This window comes from Methylobacterium sp. Leaf123 (genome assembly GCF_001423405.1).
GTDB lineage: Bacteria > Pseudomonadota > Alphaproteobacteria > Rhizobiales > Beijerinckiaceae > Methylobacterium.
Genome location: NZ_LMNS01000003.1, coordinates 87,939 through 106,135 on the forward strand (window position 1 = coordinate 87,939; position 18,197 = coordinate 106,135).

General features: G+C 64.8%; 14 protein-coding genes. 2 read left to right on the forward strand and 12 right to left on the reverse strand.

Annotated elements, in window-relative coordinates; translation table 11 throughout:
• Window positions 1-55 precede the first annotated feature (55 nt).
• From ASF53_RS04680 to ASF53_RS24700, 8 genes are all read right to left on the reverse strand, one after another.
• Window positions 56-1,192 (reverse strand): M48 family metallopeptidase, encoded by a 1,137-nt coding sequence (locus ASF53_RS04680; protein ID WP_056194622.1) that lies wholly within the window; start codon window positions 1,190-1,192, stop codon window positions 56-58.
• Between the two features lie 7 nt (window positions 1,193-1,199).
• Entirely contained in the window at window positions 1,200-2,489 is a 1,290-nt protein-coding gene (locus ASF53_RS04685; RefSeq protein WP_056194625.1) for a YjgN family protein, read from the reverse strand.
• 379 nt (window positions 2,490-2,868) lie between these two features.
• Complete coding sequence (locus tag ASF53_RS04690; protein ID WP_056194628.1) at window positions 2,869-3,102, reverse strand: YbdD/YjiX family protein; 234 nt, start codon at window positions 3,100-3,102, stop codon at window positions 2,869-2,871.
• Window positions 3,103-3,109: 7 nt separating this feature from the next.
• Window positions 3,110-5,167, reverse strand: a complete 2,058-nt coding sequence (locus ASF53_RS04695; protein ID WP_056194631.1) for a carbon starvation CstA family protein — start codon at window positions 5,165-5,167, stop codon at window positions 3,110-3,112.
• Between the two features lie 298 nt (window positions 5,168-5,465).
• Window positions 5,466-6,092: a TPM domain-containing protein gene (locus ASF53_RS04700; protein WP_056194636.1), complete on the reverse strand. Its 627-nt coding sequence runs from the start codon at window positions 6,090-6,092 to the stop codon at window positions 5,466-5,468.
• On the reverse strand, window positions 6,082-6,861 hold the full coding sequence (locus tag ASF53_RS04705; RefSeq protein ID WP_056194638.1) for a TPM domain-containing protein: 780 nt from the start codon (window positions 6,859-6,861) through the stop codon (window positions 6,082-6,084). The genes ASF53_RS04700 and ASF53_RS04705 overlap by 11 nt, the downstream gene beginning before the upstream one ends.
• A gap of 19 nt (window positions 6,862-6,880) precedes the next feature.
• Window positions 6,881-7,516, reverse strand: coding sequence for a LemA family protein (locus tag ASF53_RS04710; protein ID WP_056194641.1), 636 nt, complete (start codon window positions 7,514-7,516; stop codon window positions 6,881-6,883).
• 219 nt (window positions 7,517-7,735) lie between these two features.
• Window positions 7,736-9,814 (reverse strand): FkbM family methyltransferase, encoded by a 2,079-nt coding sequence (locus ASF53_RS24700; protein WP_082482308.1) that lies wholly within the window; start codon window positions 9,812-9,814, stop codon window positions 7,736-7,738.
• A gap of 155 nt (window positions 9,815-9,969) precedes the next feature.
• Here ASF53_RS24700 and ASF53_RS04720 point away from each other — a divergent pair, with 155 nt between their 5' ends.
• Window positions 9,970-10,305: an Rdx family protein gene (locus ASF53_RS04720; protein ID WP_056194648.1), complete on the forward strand. Its 336-nt coding sequence runs from the start codon at window positions 9,970-9,972 to the stop codon at window positions 10,303-10,305.
• Between the two features lie 100 nt (window positions 10,306-10,405).
• Window positions 10,406-12,547 carry a sensor histidine kinase gene (locus ASF53_RS04725; RefSeq protein ID WP_056194651.1) on the forward strand — a complete coding sequence of 714 codons (2,142 nt, stop codon included), beginning with the start codon at window positions 10,406-10,408 and terminating at the stop codon, window positions 12,545-12,547.
• Between the two features lie 32 nt (window positions 12,548-12,579).
• Here ASF53_RS04725 and ASF53_RS04730 read toward each other — a convergent pair whose 3' ends face one another.
• From ASF53_RS04730 to ASF53_RS04745, 4 genes are all read right to left on the reverse strand, one after another.
• Window positions 12,580-13,416 (reverse strand): aldo/keto reductase, encoded by an 837-nt coding sequence (locus ASF53_RS04730; RefSeq protein ID WP_056194654.1) that lies wholly within the window; start codon window positions 13,414-13,416, stop codon window positions 12,580-12,582.
• Between the two features lie 115 nt (window positions 13,417-13,531).
• Window positions 13,532-14,311, reverse strand: a complete 780-nt coding sequence (locus ASF53_RS04735) for a Crp/Fnr family transcriptional regulator (protein WP_056194658.1) — start codon at window positions 14,309-14,311, stop codon at window positions 13,532-13,534.
• 219 nt (window positions 14,312-14,530) lie between these two features.
• Window positions 14,531-16,063, reverse strand: a complete 1,533-nt coding sequence (gene glgA, locus ASF53_RS04740) for a glycogen synthase GlgA (protein WP_056194660.1) — start codon at window positions 16,061-16,063, stop codon at window positions 14,531-14,533.
• Between the two features lie 253 nt (window positions 16,064-16,316).
• Window positions 16,317-17,948, reverse strand: coding sequence for an alpha-amylase family glycosyl hydrolase (locus ASF53_RS04745; RefSeq protein WP_056194664.1), 1,632 nt, complete (start codon window positions 17,946-17,948; stop codon window positions 16,317-16,319).
• Window positions 17,949-18,197 lie beyond the last annotated feature (249 nt).

Below are 18,197 nucleotides of genomic sequence, written 5' to 3' on the forward strand. Positions count from 1 at the left end.
GAGCAGGACTCGAACCTGCACCTTTGACAAGGTCTCGGCTTTTCAGAGCCGGGATTTACAGCTTCTGACTCGGCGCGGTGGTGTCCTTGTCGTCCGGCTTGGTCTTCTCCGGCTTTTCCGGCTTCGGGCAGATGCCCTGAAGGCTCTGCCACTCGGCCTCGGACAGGATGCCGGGTCCGGCCGGCTTTGCCCCCGCCAATGACCGGATCCGCGCCGCCCGCTCCGCCGTGACCGGATGCGAGCGCAGGAACGAGGTTGCATCCGGCTTCTCGTCATCCGCGTCGGTGATGCGTTCCAGGATCGCGGCGAGCGCGGCCCCGTCGCCGCCGGCCCGCTTCACCGCCGCCACCGCGTAGGCATCGGCCGTCCGCTCCGCATCGCGTGAGTAGCCAGCCGAAATCGCGGCTTGCCCAATCGTCACCAGCACCGTCGAGCCGGTGAGATCGCCGAGCACGAGGCTCAGCAGGAACGAGGTGCCGCCGGCCGTGATGACCGAGCGCATCGGATCGCGGGCAGCGATGTGGCCGAACTCGTGCGCGAGAATGCCGGCCAACTCATCGCCGCTCTTGGCCTTGGTGATGATGTCCGAGAGCAGGATCACCCGGCCGCCCGGAAGGGCGAGCGCGTTGGCCACCGTATGACGGCGCACGCTCACCTGCGGGGTCGCCGGCAGCGCCATGCCCTCGGCCAGCCGCGTCGTCAGCCGATCGAGCGCTGCCCGCGCGGCAGCCTCGTTGCAGAGCGGCGGGTCGCCGAGCAAACCGACGATCTGCGTATCGACGCTGCGCCCGAGTTGGGCTTCGATCGCCTGCGGGACCAAAGGCGCGAGCAGGTTCGAGGCGGCCGGCACCCCGTAGACGGCGCTCAGCAGCACGGACACACCCGCCGCGATCGACCAGAGCACGAGGCGCGTGAGGCCGCCCCCGCTTTCGGTCCGGTTCAGGTCGGGGCATCGCGCCTTCAGGGCTTCCGCGAACGACGCGTCGGCGAACTCGACGCTCTCCGATCCCTGCGCGTGGTTGATCCGCATCAGGGGCGGGGCGGCGTCGGCCGCGCGCAGGTCGAGCAGGCTCCAGTCGCGGGAAACATCCGCGCCGGAGAGTTCGAGCCGGAACGTCAGCCTCAGCGTCACCGGCCGGGGCCGGGCGCTGATGCCGTCGAAGAACGTGCCGGTCGTGGTGATCGCCTCCATCGACGGGCTAGAACCCGATCTCGAGGGCGCCGCCGACATCGAGCGCATCGGCCAACCCCTCGTTGAGGCCACTGGCCGGTGTCCGCGTCGAGGCAAGCACCGCTTCCAGCGCCGGCAGATTCTCGATCTGCATCGTGGTCGCCACCGCGTGCCACAGGCGCACCGTGATGATGCGGACATAGAGCACGTTCGTGCCGAGGATCGCCCCAAGATAGAGCAGCACGCTCGATGCGATGACGAAGGCCTGGATGCCCGCATTCTCGGCGTCCGTGGCGATCAGGGGCACGAGAAGGGCGAAGATGATGCCCAGCACGAGGCTGAAGCCGATCAACGCCAGCATGTAGACGAGGTAGGGGAAGTAGAACTGGCGCGCCTTCAGCGAGGAGGCCAGCCTCGCCTCACCGAGAAAGGCCGCATTGAGGAAGGCGCGGGTCTCGCGGGCCCGATAATAGGGGATCAGCAGCAGCGCGAAGGGGACCGACACGCTGGCGGCGATCCCGACGACGCCGGCGTAGTAGACGATCGGCGAGTCTTCGTAGGCCGGGTTGAAGACGAATTTGCTCTTCTCGTTCGTCGGATCCACGATCAGCAGATCACTCGGGATGTCGAATCCGGTCGCCGCCAGCAGCGCTACGACGCTCACGAGAATCGGCAACAGCGCGGTGACGTAGAACATCATCCACGGCATCAGGATCGAGCGGCCGGTCGCGGTCGAGCGCATCCGGCTCTGGCCGATCAGCGTATGGTCGATGCGGTAGCGCTCCAGCGCCGCGCGCATGAAGGGGAAGGCCAGGCCGAGGCTGAAGAGAGTCGCAAGCCACCACAGGCAGGCGCGCCCGGCATAGGCGAAGCCCGAGCCGTCCTGACCGAGGCGGATGCCGCGCCAGCGGGTGCGCGAGGCCCGATAGCGCCGGCCGCGGAACAGCGCGTATTGCCCGAGCACGAACAGGCCGATGAAGGAGATCGGCGCGGCCAGGGCTGCCAGCTCCGGGCTCAGCAGTCCGACGACGAACAGGACGATGTAGATCGGCACCAGAATGGCGAGCGCCACGAGGAAGCCAAGGAATAGCTCCTTGCCGTTGCCGAGATACTCGGCCGGGCTGCCGGCAACGACCGTGCGGCTCCAGAAGTATCGCCGCAGATTGGTGATGTACCAGAACCGGTAGATCGAGAAGGTGACCAGCGAGAGCAGGAAGCCCTTGACGACGATGCCCGTCAGCCCCGGCGCCTTCCGGTCGAACGTAATCTCCCCCGTCCGCGCCCCAGCCGGGTTCGGCATGCCTTCCAATCGATCCATCGTCTCAGTCCCCCGCGTTGCCGGGAGACTAGAAGCCGCGCTGGTTGCGTTGCAACAGGCGGAGCACACAATCTTGGCTTTAGGAACGATCGATCAATGGAAAGCCGGTGCACCGGCCCCGCACCGCCAGGTTTTCACGGTTAATTTCACGTGAAAATCGTGTCGCCGCCGTGTCTCGGATGGGGAGGCGCCCGGCCGGTCGCCGAAGCCACTTTCGGTTCCCATTCTCCGCGATCGGGCGCGCAGCGATGCCAAGACGGGAAATCCGCGGCGCGGACTCTCAAAAAGAAAACGCCGGGCCCCATCACGGAGCCCAACGTCTTCACACGATGTCATCGCCGGAAGGACGACCCGCCCTTCCGAGGAATTGGCCGGAGCTTCAGCAGCAGCGGAAACCCGATGTGTTGCCGACGCCGAAGCGCGCGTTCTCGCGGTTGCGAAAAAACTCCCGCTCGGTCATCGGCGCCTGGTCGGGATGGGTCTTGGTGATATGGGCGACGTAGGTCCCGTAATCGCCCTGACCCACCATCAGCCGCGCGCCGTCGCAAACGCACTTGTTGAAGGCCTGAAGGCGTTCGCGAAAGCCCTGCATCGACGGTGCGGAACTGGTCATGATCGTCTCACTCCGCCGGGGCGAGATGGGGATCGGCTTCGAGCGCCGTCCAGCGATCGGCACGGTAGGCCTTCACGCAGGCCATGACGCCGAACACCGCGATCGCCACGACGAGGCCGACGAAGAACACGGCCAGGGCCGCGTCGATGCGGTCGTTGAAGACGATCTTGTGCATGTCCGCCATGCTCTTGGCCGGGCCGAGCACCTTGCCTTCCGCAATCGCCGCCGAGAAGCGGTCGGCATGCGAGAGGAAGCCGATCTTCGGGTCGGGCGAGAAGATCTTCTGCCAGCCGGCCGTCAGGGTGCAGATGCAGAGCCAGATAGTCGGGATGATCGTAACGAAGGCGTAGCGCTCGCGCTTCATCTTGAAGATCACGACGGTCGCGAGGGTCAGCGCGACAGCGGCCAGCATCTGGTTCGAGATGCCGAAGAGCGGCCACAGGGTGTAGATGCCGCCCAGCGGATCGGTGACGCCCTGGTAGAGGAAGAAGCCCCAGGCGCCGACGCACAGGGCGGTGGCGACCACGCTCGGCCCCCAGGCCGAGGTGTTCTTGAAGCTCGGCGAGAGCAGGCCGAGCAGATCCTGCAGCATGAAGCGGCCGGCGCGGGTGCCTGCATCCACCGCGGTCAGGATGAACAGGGCCTCGAACAGGATCGCGAAGTGGTACCAGAAGGCCATCATCGCCTTGCCGCCGATGGCCGAGGAGATGATGTGCGCCATGCCGACCGCGAGGGTCGGCGCGCCGCCGACGCGCGAGATGATCGAGTGCTCGCCGACATCCTTGGCGGTCTGGGCGATGACGTCCGGAGCGATCGGGAAGCCGAGCGCCGTCACCGCGGCGGCCGCGGTTTCCGGTGTCGTGCCGAGCAGGGCGCCCGGAGAGTTCATGGTGAAGTAGATGCCGGGGTCGATCACGCTGGCAGCCACCAGCGCCATGATCGCCACGAAGCTCTCCATCAGCATGCCGCCATAGCCGATGAAGCGGGTGTCCATCTCATTGTCGATCAGCTTCGGGGTGGTGCCCGAGGAGATCAGCGCGTGGAAGCCCGAGACGGCGCCGCAGGCGATGGTGATGAACAGGAACGGGAACAGCGAGCCCGCCCAGACCGGACCGGTGCCATCGATGAACTTCGTCGTGGCCGGCATCTGCATGTGCGGGGCGACGACGACGATACCGAGGGCGAGGCCGACGATGGTGCCGATCTTGAGGAAGGTCGACAGGTAGTCGCGCGGGGCGAGCAGCAGCCACACCGGCAGGATCGCGGCGACGAAGCCGTAGCCGATCAGCATCCAGGTGAGCTGGGTGCCCGTGAAGGTGAAGGCGGGGCCCCAGGTGGGGTGTTCGTTGATCTGACCGCCGCCGACGATCGCGGCCATGAGCAGGACGAAGCCGATGATCGACACCTCGCCGATCTTGCCCGGCCGGATGTAGCGCGCGTAGAGGCCCATCAGGATCGCGATCGGGATCGTCGCGCCGACGGTGAAGGTGCCCCAGGGGCTCTCGGCCAGCGCCTTCACCACGATCATCGCCAGCACGGCGAGCAGAATGACCATGATCATGAAGGTGCCGAACAGGGCGATCACGCCGGGGATCACCCCGAGTTCGGCCCGGATCAGCTCCCCCAAGGACCGCCCATCGCGGCGCATCGAGATGAACAGGACCATGAAGTCCTGCACCGCGCCCGCGAGCACGACGCCGGCGAGGATCCAGAGCATGCCGGGCAGGTAGCCCATCTGCGCCGCGAGCACCGGACCGACCAGCGGGCCGGCGCCGGCAATGGCCGCGAAGTGGTGGCCGAACAGGACCGACTTGTTGGTCGGAACGTAGTCGAGGCCGTCATTGTGACGGTGTGCCGGGGTCTCGCGCTTCGGATCGAGGCGCATCACCTTTTCGGAGATGAAAAGGGAATAGTAGCGGTAGGCGATGAGGTAGACGCAGACCGCAGCAACCACGACCCACAGGGCGTTGATCGCCTCGCCCCGTTGCGTGGCGACCACCGCCAGCGCCGCAGCGCCCAATGCGCCGACCAGGGCCCAAGGCCCGTGCTTCTGTATTGCGCCCATGCGACGCCTCACTCCGTCATTGGCCGCATTCTTGATGCAGGCGGCCTTTCGGCGTTCTGTGTGGCGCAATTTTTCCTGTGATGCCAGTTGCGGTGAACACACAAGTGCAGGTTCCCTCCGCACCGGCCATGACATCCACCATCCCGCGTTACCGAAACCTTGGGATGAGTCTGCCGCGGGGTCTCCAACGCCCATGCAAGGGGCCGCTGGGGGCCACATCCCGGGCGCTGATGAAGCGTCGGAAGACGGCCTCGTGCAATCCGAATCACATCGGCCGTGGGAAGCGCCTTCGAAGTTCTCAGTCGAGGACGATGACGCGGTTGGGGAGCTGGTTGTCGCTGTGGCTGCCCGGCAGCTCCGCCTTCAGCACGGCGCCGACCTGATCCACCGCCGAGACGAGTCCTTCGCCGAGGGCTCCGCGTCCGGCTGCACCGAGCAACTCCGAGACGATGGCGTGCCACCGTGCCTCCTCCACACGGGCCCGCACCCCCTTATCGGTGACGATCTCGGCGTAGCGCTCGGCGAGGGCGACATAGACGAGAACGCCGGTGCGCCCCCGCGTTCCGGTGAGACCGTGGGCGAAGAACTCGCGGCGGGCGGCGGCGTGGGCGCGCTCCCGCTGCCAGCGCCGTGGTGTGAGGGCGATCCGGAGACGCTCGTTCAGGGTCAGCAGCAGCGTGGCAAGCACGGCCGCCGCCTGGGCGAGCGCAATCTCACCCGCGCCGAGATCGGTGAGCAGGATCAGCGGCCAGGGCAGGGCCAGGGCGACCGCCACCGCCAAAGCGAGGCCGGGCGAGCGATAGAGTCCGGCGCTGGCGGAGACCAGAACCACGATCTCGCCCGAGGTTCCGGTTTCCGCCCGGCCGATCGCCGCGGCGATCCGCTCCCGCGCGGCGGAGTCGAGGATGGCCGCACTACCAGTCACCGGACGCTCCTCCGCCGCCGAACGAGCCGCCCCCGCCGGAAAAGCCCCCACCGCCGCCATCGGAGAAGCCGCCGCTCCAGCCGCCAGACGGCCCCGGAATCACGACGAAGCCGCCACCCCGGCCCCGCCGCCCGCCGCCATTCATCCGCGTCATTACGATGACGAGGGCAATGATGACGATGATCCAGAAGATCACCGTGACCGGATCGACCGTGTCCTCCCGCACCGGCGCGCGGCGCTGCCACTCGTCGGCATCGCCCGCGAGGATGGGAAGGATCGCGTCCACCCCGGCTTCCACGCCCCCGGAAAAATCGCCCTGGCGGAAACGGGGCGTGATCGCCGTTGTGATGATCGTCTTCGACAGCGCATCGGTGAGCGCGCCTTCGAGCCCGTACCCGACCTCGATGCGGACCTTGCGCTCCTTCGGGGCCACCAGCAGAAGCACGCCGTTGTTCGTCTTCTTCTGGCCGATGCCCCAGGCTCGGGCGAGACGGTTGGCGAAGTCCTCCACCGTGCGGTCCTGAAGGCTCGGCACGGTGGCGACCACGAGTTGATCGCCCGTCTTGTCCTCGTGGGCCTTGATCTTGCCGTCGATCCGCGCCCGCGTCTCCGGCGAGAGGATGCCGGCCGCATCCACCACCCGACCCGTGAGCTTGGGGAAGTCGGGTTCGGCCGCGTTGGCGAGACCCATGAGGCCCACGACGAACAGCAGCGCGAGCCACAACGCCGGCAGCCGGCCGAATGCAGAGTGCCGAGCGGGACGGGTCATCACTAGTTTGCAGGACGCACTAGAACTTCACGTTCGGCGCGCGCTCTGCGCCCGGCGTCGAGGTGAAGGTCTCCATCGGCTTCGCCTCCGGGTAGAACCACGAGGCGACCCACCGGCCGGGAATGGTGCGGATCTCGGTATTGTAGGCCTGGACCGCCTGGATATAGTCCCGACGCGCCACGGCGATGCGGTTCTCCGTCCCCTCGAGTTGCGACTGGAGGGCCAGGAAGTTCTGGTTCGATTTCAGGTCCGGATAGGCCTCGACCGAGGCGAGCAACCGTCCGAGCGCCCCCGAGAGCTGGTTCTGCGCCTCTTGAAACTGCTTGAACTTCTCCGGATCGCTCACCGTCGAGGCATCGACCTGGATGCTCGTCGCCTTGGCCCTGGCTTCCGTCACCCGGGTCAGGGTCTCCTGCTCCTGCTTGGCATAGCCCTTCACGGTCTCGACGAGGTTCGGGATCAGGTCGGCCCGGCGCTGGTACTGGTTCTGCACCTCACTCCAAGACGATTTCGCCTGCTCCTCCAGGCTCGGCACCCGGTTGATCGCCCCGCACCCTGCAAGGCACGTTGCCAGCCAGAGCGCCGCGAGTGCGGAGATGACCCGACTGAGGATGGAGGGGCGTGTTGGGGTTGCGGGGCTGAGGGAGAGGGACATAGCGCGAGGCCTCCAGGTTGATTTGGCGACAGAAGCCGCGGTCGGTTATCAATACTTTTCTCTTGTAGTAATAAAATTTCTCCCGACAATTATATCTAATAAAGCATGCTACAAAGTCTTGCTAGACAACTTATTGCAAGCATTTGAAAGAATCAAGACATGTAGAATCGATATTAATATCTGGATTTATTGTGATAATATATCGCACGAGGTGTTGCGCTAGTCATTAAATTGTGTTGGTGAAAACGATTTTATGCGGGGATTTAACTCCCAAACTTGCTCAATAAAGCTCAATTTGCTTACTTGTTCGGGAGTGAGAGAATTTATCTTCTCATGCGAACATGTGAACCACGCATCGACCTCGACAATGTCGCCGTCAAAGTGGCTGACAGGTTTGATCCGCCGAAGCATCAAGCCTGCTCGACCTAATAGATCAACAAGATCGTGCAGGAGTTTTTGCCCGTTATAAATTGGATATAGATGGGCTTCAGCTTTTAATCCAAGGCATTGGCTGAGCACTCCTCCAAAACCCTCAAGTACATTGTACTCGAAGCCCTGCACATCAATTTTAATCACGTCCGGAATTGGCACTTCGCCGTTCAGAACAAGACTGTCGAAGCGTACACAATCAACCTGAATCTCGTCCGTCTTTTCAAAGGCTGGAGCAATTGAATATTGCTTAAGAAAATCTTCATTTGGCTTGAGAAGTGATGTGCAGCCAAGACTTTTGGTGACGTGAAGAGTGCGATTCTCTGCTCGATTGCTGAGAGCCCGCTCTATGACGATTCCGCCAGGGCTAGCTGCGATTTTCTGCCGAGCAATTGCAGCTTCTGGGGGATTTGGCTCGAAAAGCACGGCGCGGACACGGCTGATATGCGGAAGCCATTCTTCACCGAGGCCGCCCAATCCTCCGACATCAACAAGCGTTAGCACATCAGATTCTTTTCGCAACGTTACTTCCTCGGGAAGGTTTGGGAAAGTACGGGTCATTTTGCCCATCCAGAGATCTGCAACAGCGCCGATATCAAGAACAACTGCACCCGAAGCCTTTAGCTTCGCCGCGTAAATTTTTCCAAGCATGCCGGCAGCTACAAGCCATAGCTCACCGCGGCGATCGACAGGTTTGTCGAGCAGTTCGTTTATTTCTCGATATCGATCAGGCCAGTGCTTGCCATTCACAGCTTTATCGCCAAGGGTGCTGCTATGAATCTGTTCTCCAGGAACTTTGATGAAGTCTACGTTTCTGATGCCATATGTCCGTTGCAATGCACTTGGTAGCTCATCCTGACAACTAATCAGGCCCACGCCTTGTCTATTTTTTAGGATTCTGCCGAGTGCGCCAGATAAAAGAAGGTCGTAATGAATTACAAGGTGGTAAATAGGGACTTTTTTGGCCCATTCTGGATTGTCTTCAGCGAGAGCCAAGAGCTTGCGCATTGTGTTTACAACCCAAGCAATTCCTCTGCGAGACGAGTAGTTATATTCGAGTTCAATCGCTTCGGGGTACATGCTGCCGCCAATGGCGTCTGCCGACGCTATTGATTTATTGAATTCGCCTATTGCATTAAGAAATTCTCCGTCATCTAGCACGGATGTGTCTTTGAACCATATCGTTGCGAATTCTTCTCTATTAGCTCGGTAGTAATTTGCGCGTGATTGCTCTTCCGTTTCGCTCAGGCGGATGTAGGCTCCTTCGCCGTCCCCGAGCCTAAGCAGAAGATAAGGAGTCCGGGCAACTAATGCGTTAGAAATATCCTTTTCGAGCTCTGAAACTGGTTTGCAAGCAAATAGCCCTTTTACGGTATCCAGTAAATTACATGCTCCGCGACGGTCATAGTCCCGAAGCATGTCAAAAAATTCATTATAAATTTTTATTTCATTCTTAGTTTTTTTATCGGGTTCATTAATCGAAAGCAGAGTAGCATTTGCTTCATTAAATCTTCCAAGCATCGCGTATTGCAAGGAAAGCCATATCCTCCTTTCTGGAGTGTCATCAATTGACATGGCTTTTTCAATGTACAGAATGGCTTTCTCGGGTCTACCAGATACGCCGAAGCTGTAGCCAAGTTCCCATGCAACAAAGCTATTGAAGGGTGTCGCACCAAGGAAATGAGACGCAATTTCTTCCGCCTCATCCAATCGGTTGCGATATCGCAACAAAATAATGGCACGCACAGGAAGAAGGTGTGAATTGCTTTCTTGATAATGCTTTTTGATGTTGTCTAAAAGGTGTAGGCGCGATGCTGTGTCCGAAAATTTGTAGCTGTCTACAAAATTCATGATCTCATCGTCGGTCATTTTAGCCTCTTACTTTTAGTTGCCTTCAATATTGGCATTATTTTAAATTGTCGGCATTCCATTTAATGTGATATTATGGACTCGCCGATTGCAAGATACGATTGGATTGCATGCATTGTTTGATAGAAGCTGTTCGATCAGTGGGAGAGCGTACGATGCCAGATAAATGCGATGCTCTAGTGAAAGCCTCTCCTTCGTTCATAACCCGCCCCCGCATCACGATCACCTACTGCACACAGTGCCAATGGCTCCTGCGTGCGGCGTGGATGGCGCAGGAGCTTCTGTCAACCTTCCGCGATGATCTTGGCGAGGTCGCCCTGCGGCCCGGCACGGGTGGGGTGTTCGTGATCGAGTTCGACGGGGAGGTCATCTGGGAGCGGGTGCGTGATGGCGGCTTCCCCGATGTGAAGGTGCTCAAGCAGCGGGTTCGGGATAAGCTCGATCCGGGGCGGGATCTCGGGCATGTCGATCGGGTTGGGCGGGAGGGCTGAGGCGGGGCAGTTGGCACCTATGCCCGCGCTGGGGCATGATGGGCAGGCGCCATCCTCAAAACCCTTCAGCGCAACGCCGCGGGACGCCTTGATCCGACGCATGCTTTCCCGGCTCGGCCAGCGTGGCTTCTCCACGCAGTTCTACCTGATCATGCTCGTGATCGCGCTGATCGGCCCCGGCCTGATCTTCACGGCGATCCTTTTGACCCGCTACGCCGCCACCGAGCGCGCCCGCTTCGAGCAGGATGCCCGGGAGAACGTGCGGGGCGTCGCGCTCTCGATCGACCGCGACACGGCCGGGCTCGTCTCGGTGCTGCAGACGCTGGCCACCTCGCCGCGGCTCAAGGACGGCGAGTTCGCGATTTTCGAGAATCAGGCGCGTCTCGTGCGTGAGGCGGTCGGCCTCGATCTCGTGCTGCGCCGGCCGGACGGGCAGCAGATCGTCAACACGGCCCTCAAGCCGGCCGCCCCCCTTCCGGTGACGACGCTGCCGATCGACCGCGAGCTCATCGATAGCGGGCAACGCTCGATGGTCACCGGCTATCTCGCGGGGGCCATGCCGGACCAGGCACATTATGCGGTCGCGGTCCCCGTGCGGATCGACGACGCGGCCGCCTTCATCCTCAGCTTCTCGGTGCCCCTGAACCGCATCGCCGGCATCCTCGCCCGCGAGCAGGTCCGGGGTTGGGTCACGGGGGTCTCGGATCGCGACAGCGTCGTGCTCGCGCGCCTGCCGGAGGTGCCGGGCGTGGTCGGGAATCCGCGGCTCGCGACCCTGCGCCAAACGGCGACGGGCACCCCCGGCGTCTGGGAGGGGCGCGACCGCGATTTCAAGCCTGTGACCGTGGTCGAGGCGCGCTCGCGGCTCAACGGCTGGACCGTGGGGGCGAGCATCCCGCGCGAACTGGTCGAGGCGCGGCTGCGGCGCTGGATCTGGGCCTTCGGCGGCTTTGGTCTGCTCGTGCTCGCCACCTCCTCTGTGCTCGCCGTCCATCTCTGGTCGCGGGTCTCGAAGCCCCTGCGCCAGCTCGCGGCGACGGGGCCGGCCCTCGCGCGGGGGCAGGCGATTCCGCGGATCGCCTCGCCGATCCACGAGATCCGCCGCCTGGCCGACGTGCTCTCGGAAGCCTCCCTGCGGCTGCGCACCCGCAGCGAGGAGCGCGACCGGGCGCTCGCCGAGACCCAGCGCGGCCTCGCGGCTTTGCGCGAGAGCGAGGCGCGCTTCCGCCACATGGCCGATTCGGCCCCGGCGCTGATCTGGATGACGGATGAGACCGCGGAAGTGGTCTTCGCCAACATGCATTTCGACCACCTGTTCGGCCGCCCGGCCGCGGAGATGGCCGGCGGCGGCTGGGAATCGATCGTGCATCCGCCGGATCTGCCGGCCTTCCAGGCGACGTTCCAAGAGGCGTTCGAGCACCGGCATCCGTTCCGCGCGGAGATGCGGGTCGTCGATCGCAACGGGGAGATCCGCTGGCTGCGCTGTGAGGGCGTGCCGCGCCTCGACGATCACGGCACCTTCCTCGGCTTCACCGGGTGCAGCGTCGATGTCACCGATGCCAAGCGGGCCGAGGAGCATCTGCGCCTGCTCATCAACGAATTGAACCACCGGGTGAAGAACACCCTGGCCACCGTCCAATCCATCGCCATGCAGTCCCTGCGTGGGCTCGATGGGGAGGAGGCGCTCGCGGCCCGCGCCGCCTTCGAGGCGCGGCTGCTGGCGCTCGCCCGCGCCCATGACGTGCTGACCCGCGAGAGCTGGGAGGGCGCCGAGCTGAAGACCGTGGTGGGGGATGCGATCCGCCCGCTGGAGGCGGGGGAGGGGCAGGACTCGCGCTTCGTCGTATCGGGCCCGCGCCTGCGGCTCGCGCCGCGTCTGGCGCTCTCCATCGCCATGGCCCTGCACGAACTCGGCACCAACGCCGTGAAGTACGGGGCTCTGTCCAAGGAGGGCGGGCGGGTGACGATCACTTGGACCGTGCAGCGCCGGCCGGAGCTCTCGCTGTCCCTACGCTGGACCGAGAGCGGCGGCCCGCCGGTCTCACCCCCGACCCGCCGCGGCTTCGGCTCGCGCCTGATCGAGCGCAGCCTCGCCCGTGAACTCGCGGGCAAGGTCGAGTTGCTCTACGAGCCGGACGGCGTCGTCTGCACGATCGAGGCGCCGGTGCCGCCGCCGGGCCTGTTGGAGCGCAAGGGCGGCACGCAACTCGCCGCGACGAAGCCGCTGCCGCTGGCGGGCTAACGGCCGGTCTCGATGCCGCCGGTGCCGGCCCCCTACTGAAACGTCATCGGGTCGGGCCCGATGCGGCCGTCGGCCCGGTCGAGACCGGCGATGGCCGCGTGGTCCTCGTCCGTGAGCGAGAAGCCGAACACGTCGATGTTCTCGTGCATCCGGGCGGGGGTGGCGGATTTCGGGATCGCCACGAAGCCATTCTCGATGTGCCAGCGCAGCACCACCTGGGCCGGGCTGCGCCCGAGCCGGTCGGCGATCCGGGTGATGGCGGGCTCATCCAGCACCTGCGCCTGGCCTAGGGGGCTCCAGGCTTCCGTGACGATGCCGAGCCGGGCATGGGCCGCGCGCAAGCGGCGCTGCTGGAACCGCGGATGCAGCTCGATCTGGTTGAGGGCTGGGGTGACGCCGGTCTCGTTCACGAGCCGTTCGAGCTGATCCTCGGTGAAGTTCGAGACACCGATCGAGGCGGCGCGGCCCTCCTCCCGCAAACGGATCAGTGCGCGCCAGCTGTCGAGATAGAGACCCTTGTCGGGGCAGGGCCAATGGATCAGGTACAGATCGACATGGTCGAGGCCGAGCCGGGCGAGGCTGTCGTCAAAGGCGTGCCGCGTCGCATCGTAGCCCTGCGCGTCGTTCCAGAGCTTCGTCGTCACGAACACGTCGGACCGGGATACGATCGTCTCCCGCAGACCGCGCCCGACGCCGCCCTCGTTGCCGTAGGCCGCGGCGGTGTCGATCGAGCGATAGCCGCTGCCGAGCGCGGTGCCGACGAGGGCAGGCGTCTCCGCCTCTTGCAGACGCCAGACGCCGAAGCCGAGCTGGGGGATGGACCGCCCGTCGTTGAGGGCGATCTGCGGCACGGGATCGGGGGCTGTCATGGCGTTTTTATTCTCATGCGCTGCCCGAGCGACAGGCCGGGGGCAGGGCTCGGAGAATTGGCATCATCCTGCCTGACGTACAGGCATCCTTCCGGGGGGCAGGCCTGCGCGCGCGTCAGGGCCCGGTGCGCGTCAGGTCCTCGGCGACGTCGCGATCCGGCATTTTGACGAGATGCAGATAGGTCGGATCGAAGTCGCAGAACGCCTGCAGGCGCTTGACGTCCGGAACGTGCAACCGGCGGTCCTTCAACTGGATCAGCCCGGCGAGGCGCAGGTCGCGCAGGATGCGGCTGACATGGATCGTGGTGATGCCGAGGATGTCGGCGAGCATCGGCTGGGTCAGAGGCAACGGGCAGTCCCGCTCCCCGGCCGTCCCGACGAGCTGCTGCCGCAGCAGCAATTCGCAGAACAGGTGGGCGATGCGCTTGTCGGCGGAGCGCTGGCCCATGCTGGCGAGCCATTCCCGCAGGATGCTCTCATCGACCAGGGTCGCCCACCACAGCGCCCGGGCGAGGCGCGAATCGCGGAAGACCAGGGCATCGACCCGGTCCTGCGGGATGTCGGCGACGGTGCAGGCGGTCAGCGCGGCGATGTAGTGGTCCGATGGGCCGAGCACGATCGATTGCAGATCGCAGAAATCGCCCGGCAGGAGCAGGCCGAGGATCTGGCGCTGCCCGTCATCGATGAGCTTGTAGCGGAAGGCGTACCCCTCAAGGACGAGGTGGACCCCCGCCGCCTGGTCACCGGCCCGCACGATATCCTGCTGCGGCTCCAGGCTGCGGTTGGATCGGGACAGGTCGGCCAACAGGGCCTTGTCGCCTGCGTCGAGGTCCGCGCCGTAGCGAAGCCGAAGGATCAGAGGGTTCGTGCGCGTGAGCGTCACAGTCGCGTCCATGGACGCTCAACGCGGATCGCGCCGTTCCGTGCCATGAAAGCGGAGGGCAATGTGCGATAAACCGCCCCTGCGGACGCGATGTTCCCGCCAGAGTGTCGGGCGCCAGACCAAATCCGAGGGATCCCTCCGGACGACCGGATCTTGGCTTCGCTCCCCAGCAGCGCGGGCTTGCTCACACGGTGGCCCGCATGAGCGAGCGGAACCCGTGTGAGCCGCCTCTCAAGCCGCCTTCCAGCGCCGGGCGGTGTGGTTGCCGAAGGCGCGGGCGTAGAGGTTGCAGTAGTTCAGCGCGGCCCCGTCCCAGCCGAAGGAGCGGGACATGGCGCTGCGCCGCATGGTGTTGAGGCGCTTCTTCTGGCCGAAGGTCTCGAAGGCGCGGCGGATCGCGGAAGTCAGCCCCTTCGGTGAAGCCTCCCCGAAGGTGAAGCCGGTGACCCCGTCCTCCACCGTATCGTTGAGGCCGCCGGTGCGGCGCACGATCGGCAGGGAGCCGAAGCGCTGCGCATACATCTGCGCCAGCCCGCAGGGTTCGAAGCGCGAGGGCATCAGCAGGAAGTCGCTGCCGGCGAAGATGCGGCGCGCCTCGGTTTCGCGGAAACCCACATGGACGCCGACATTGTCGGGATGACGCCCGGCGAGATCGCGCAGGGCCTCCTCGAACCGGCCTTCGCCCTGGCCGATCACCACGAGCTGACCGCCCTCGGCGACGATCGATTCGGCGGCGCTGATGCTGAGGTCGATGCCCTTCTGGTGCACGAGGCGCGAGACGATGGCGAAGAGCGGCCCGCGGGAGACCGCCATGCCGAACTGCTTGCGCACCTCGTCGGCATTGGCCCGCTTGCCCTTCCAGTCGTCGGGCTCGAAGCGAGTGGCGAGGTGTGGATCGGTGCGCGGATCCCAGCTCTCGTCGATGCCGTTGAGAATGCCGGTCAGGCGGCCCTGCGCCGCGCGGGTGCGGAGCAGGCCGTCGAGGCCGCAGCCGCCCTCGGCCGTCGTGATCTCGCGGGCATAGGTCTCGCTCACCGTGGTGACATGCGAGGCGTGAAAGATGCCGGCCTTGAGGAAGGAGAGCTGCCCGTAGAACTCCACGCCGTCCATCTGGAAGGCGTGATCCGGTACGCCGACCCGGCCGAGATTGTCGCGGTGGAACAGGCCCTGATAGGCGAGATTGTGGATCGTCAGCACGCTCGGGCGGCGGATGCCGAGCCAGGACAGATAGGCCGGCGCCAGCGCGGTCTGCCAATCGTTGAGGTGGAGCAGATCGGCCGACCAGAACGGGTCGATGCCACCGGCCAGTTCCGCCGCCGCCCGGCTGAGGCGGGCAAACCGCAGATCGTTGTCGCCGAAATCGCCGCGCTCATCGCCGTAGGGCGTGCCGTCGCGCTCATACAGATCGGGGGCGACCAGCACGTAGACGCCGAGGCCGTCCGGCGTGGTGCCGAAGCCGAGTTCGCAGCCCGGAACGCTGGCAAAGCTGCCAAGCCGGGCGATCATCGTCAGATTGTCGAGCCCGGCGAGCACCTGCGCGTAGCCGGGAATGAGGACGCGGACGTCGTAGTGGCGACGCAGGGAGCGGGGCAGGGCGCCCGCGACCTCGCCGAGGCCGCCGGTCTTCACGAAATCCGCCATCTCCGGGGTGGCGTAGAGAATGCGGGGAAGAAGGGCGTTGCCGAGTCTCGGTTCGAGCTCGAAGGTGGACGTCGGGGGCGTTGGATCGGTGACCGGGAACCCACCGAGATCCACGTAAGCCATCGACTCGCCTCTCAGCCACCCGCGCGGCCCGTGAAGGGCAGGAACCGCCGCTGCTGCGCTCGGCATTGAAATGCTCCGGAAGGCAATCCGTTCCGCTGCATCGCACAATTCAGGCCATGTTCAGACCAACATTTGTCAGCGGCCGCCCGCGCTTCCATCATGGGTTGTCTGCGCTGCGCGAATGGCAAGAGCGTCTTGCGTATTCCTCCCGGTTTGGTCCGGGTCGAAAGCGCAGAGTGCAGCGCCGCATCCGTCAGCCCTGCTGGCTTGCCGGCTTGAGGATGACGCCTTCATCGGGGCCGAGCCGGACATGAGCGTCGGCCCTGTCGCCCGCCCGTCCCGGAAAGGTCGAGAGCAGGATCGTCCAGCCCCCATCCTCCAAGGGGATTACCCGTTCCAGGCTGCCGAAATTGAGCAGGATGCGTAAAACATCGTCACCCGAGACGCGCTCGAAGGCAAAGACTTCGGTGGCGTGATCCGGCGAGAGCGGGAGGCTGCGCCAATCGCCGATCGACAGGGCCGGATGGTCGCGGCGCAGGGACAGGAGTCGACGGTAAAGGGTCAGGATCGAGCGGGCATCGTCGCGCATCTCCTCGACGTTGCGCTGCGCCGCATCCGGGCTGAGCGGCAGCCACGGCGTACCGGTGGTGAAGCCCGCATGCGGCGCGTCTTCCCACTGCATCGGCGTGCGCTCGGGGTCCCGGCCATGGCCGGGCTCGTTGCGCCCCCACGGGTCCTGTGCCTGCTCCGGCGGCACCGGAACATCGGCGAGGCCGATCTCGTCGCCGTAATAGAGCGTCGGCGTCCCGCGCAGCGTCAGCAGCAGCATCGCCGCGACGCGGGCCTGCGCCGCGCCGACGCGGGCGGCGATGCGGGGCTGATCGTGGTTGCCGAGCACCCAGTTCGGCCAGCCGCCCTCGGGCAGAGCGGCTTCGTACTCTGCCACCAGGGCCGCCACCGCGTCGGCGCGCCACGGCGTCTGGATGAGCTGGAAGTTGAAGGGCAGGTCGGCCCCGGTCAGGCCGGGCCCGTAATAGGCCACCAGCCGCTCGATCGGCAGGTAGATCTCGCCGATCAGCACCCGCTCGCCGTACTCGCGCAGGACCGCGCGCATCCCGGCGATGACGTCGAGCACCTCCGGGCGGTCGCAGGAAAAGACCTGCTGGAAGCGGTTGATCCCGGCCTGATGCGGCTGAAAATCGGGGTTGTGCGGATTGTCGCGAAATCCCTCGTCCTTGATCAGGTGCCAGATCACATCGACGCGGAAGCCGTCCACGCCGCGCGCCAGCCAGAAGCGCAGGGCGTCATGCATCGCGGCCCGCACGTCGGGGTTGCGCCAGTTCAGGTCCGGCTGCTCGGGCAGGAAGGCGTGGTAATAGTACTGGCCGGTGGCCGGATCACGGGTCCAGGCCGGGCCGCCGAAATTCGAGAGCCAGTTGTTGGGCGGTCCGCCGTCGGGGGCCGGATCGCGCCAGATGTACCAGTCGCGCTTGTCCGCCTCGCGGCTCGCCCGGCTCTCGGCGAACCACGGATGCGCGATCGAGCTGTGGTTGGGCACGAAGTCGAGGATCACCCGCAGCTTGCGCCGATGCGCCTCGGCGATCAGCGCGTCGAAATCCGCCAGCGTGCCGAACAGCGGATCGACTGCACAATAATCGGCCACGTCGTAGCCGAAATCGGCCATCGGCGAGCGGTAGAACGGCGAGATCCACACGGCATCGACGCCGAGCCATGCGAGGTAGTCCAGCCTTGCCGTGATCCCCCGAAGATCGCCGACGCCATCGCCGTCCGTGTCCTGGAACGAGCGGGGATAGACCTGATAGACTGTCCCGCTCTGCCACCAAGCCGCTTCGGAGCCGTTCGTCCCAGATACCGGACCGCCCATCGGACCTCCCGCGATGTTGCCATCGACGCCGTGCGCATCGTCCCAGAGTGGGGTAGGGCCGTTCAGCAAGCCTTCAAGCGGCAGGCGTCATCTCTCGTGCGAGGCGCCGGCCGATGCGTCGGCAATGTGTCTACAGTGACACAGTCCTGCGGGCACACGACTTGCGAATGATAAGTTTGCACGCATGTGTCTCGACAAGTCCGGCGGCCGGCAACACCATGGCGGCACAGGGCGACAGACCACGTCGCG

Coding starts and splice junctions, on each gene's coding strand:
- glgA (WP_056194660.1), bottom strand. CDS start 16,063: ATGGCTTACGTGGATCTCGGTGGGTTCCCGGTCACCGATCCAACGCCC.
- ASF53_RS04725 (WP_056194651.1), top strand. CDS start 10,406: ATGCTTTCCCGGCTCGGCCAGCGTGGCTTCTCCACGCAGTTCTACCTG.
- ASF53_RS04710 (WP_056194641.1), bottom strand. CDS start 7,516: ATGTCCCTCTCCCTCAGCCCCGCAACCCCAACACGCCCCTCCATCCTC.
- ASF53_RS04695 (WP_056194631.1), bottom strand. CDS start 5,167: ATGGGCGCAATACAGAAGCACGGGCCTTGGGCCCTGGTCGGCGCATTG.
- ASF53_RS04735 (WP_056194658.1), bottom strand. CDS start 14,311: ATGGACGCGACTGTGACGCTCACGCGCACGAACCCTCTGATCCTTCGG.
- ASF53_RS04745 (WP_056194664.1), bottom strand. CDS start 17,948: ATGGGCGGTCCGGTATCTGGGACGAACGGCTCCGAAGCGGCTTGGTGG.
- ASF53_RS04705 (WP_056194638.1), bottom strand. CDS start 6,861: ATGACCCGTCCCGCTCGGCACTCTGCATTCGGCCGGCTGCCGGCGTTG.
- ASF53_RS04685 (WP_056194625.1), bottom strand. CDS start 2,489: ATGGATCGATTGGAAGGCATGCCGAACCCGGCTGGGGCGCGGACGGGG.
- ASF53_RS24700 (WP_082482308.1), bottom strand. CDS start 9,814: ATGACCGACGATGAGATCATGAATTTTGTAGACAGCTACAAATTTTCG.
- ASF53_RS04690 (WP_056194628.1), bottom strand. CDS start 3,102: ATGACCAGTTCCGCACCGTCGATGCAGGGCTTTCGCGAACGCCTTCAG.
- ASF53_RS04720 (WP_056194648.1), top strand. CDS start 9,970: ATGCCAGATAAATGCGATGCTCTAGTGAAAGCCTCTCCTTCGTTCATA.
- ASF53_RS04730 (WP_056194654.1), bottom strand. CDS start 13,416: ATGACAGCCCCCGATCCCGTGCCGCAGATCGCCCTCAACGACGGGCGG.
- ASF53_RS04680 (WP_056194622.1), bottom strand. CDS start 1,192: ATGGAGGCGATCACCACGACCGGCACGTTCTTCGACGGCATCAGCGCC.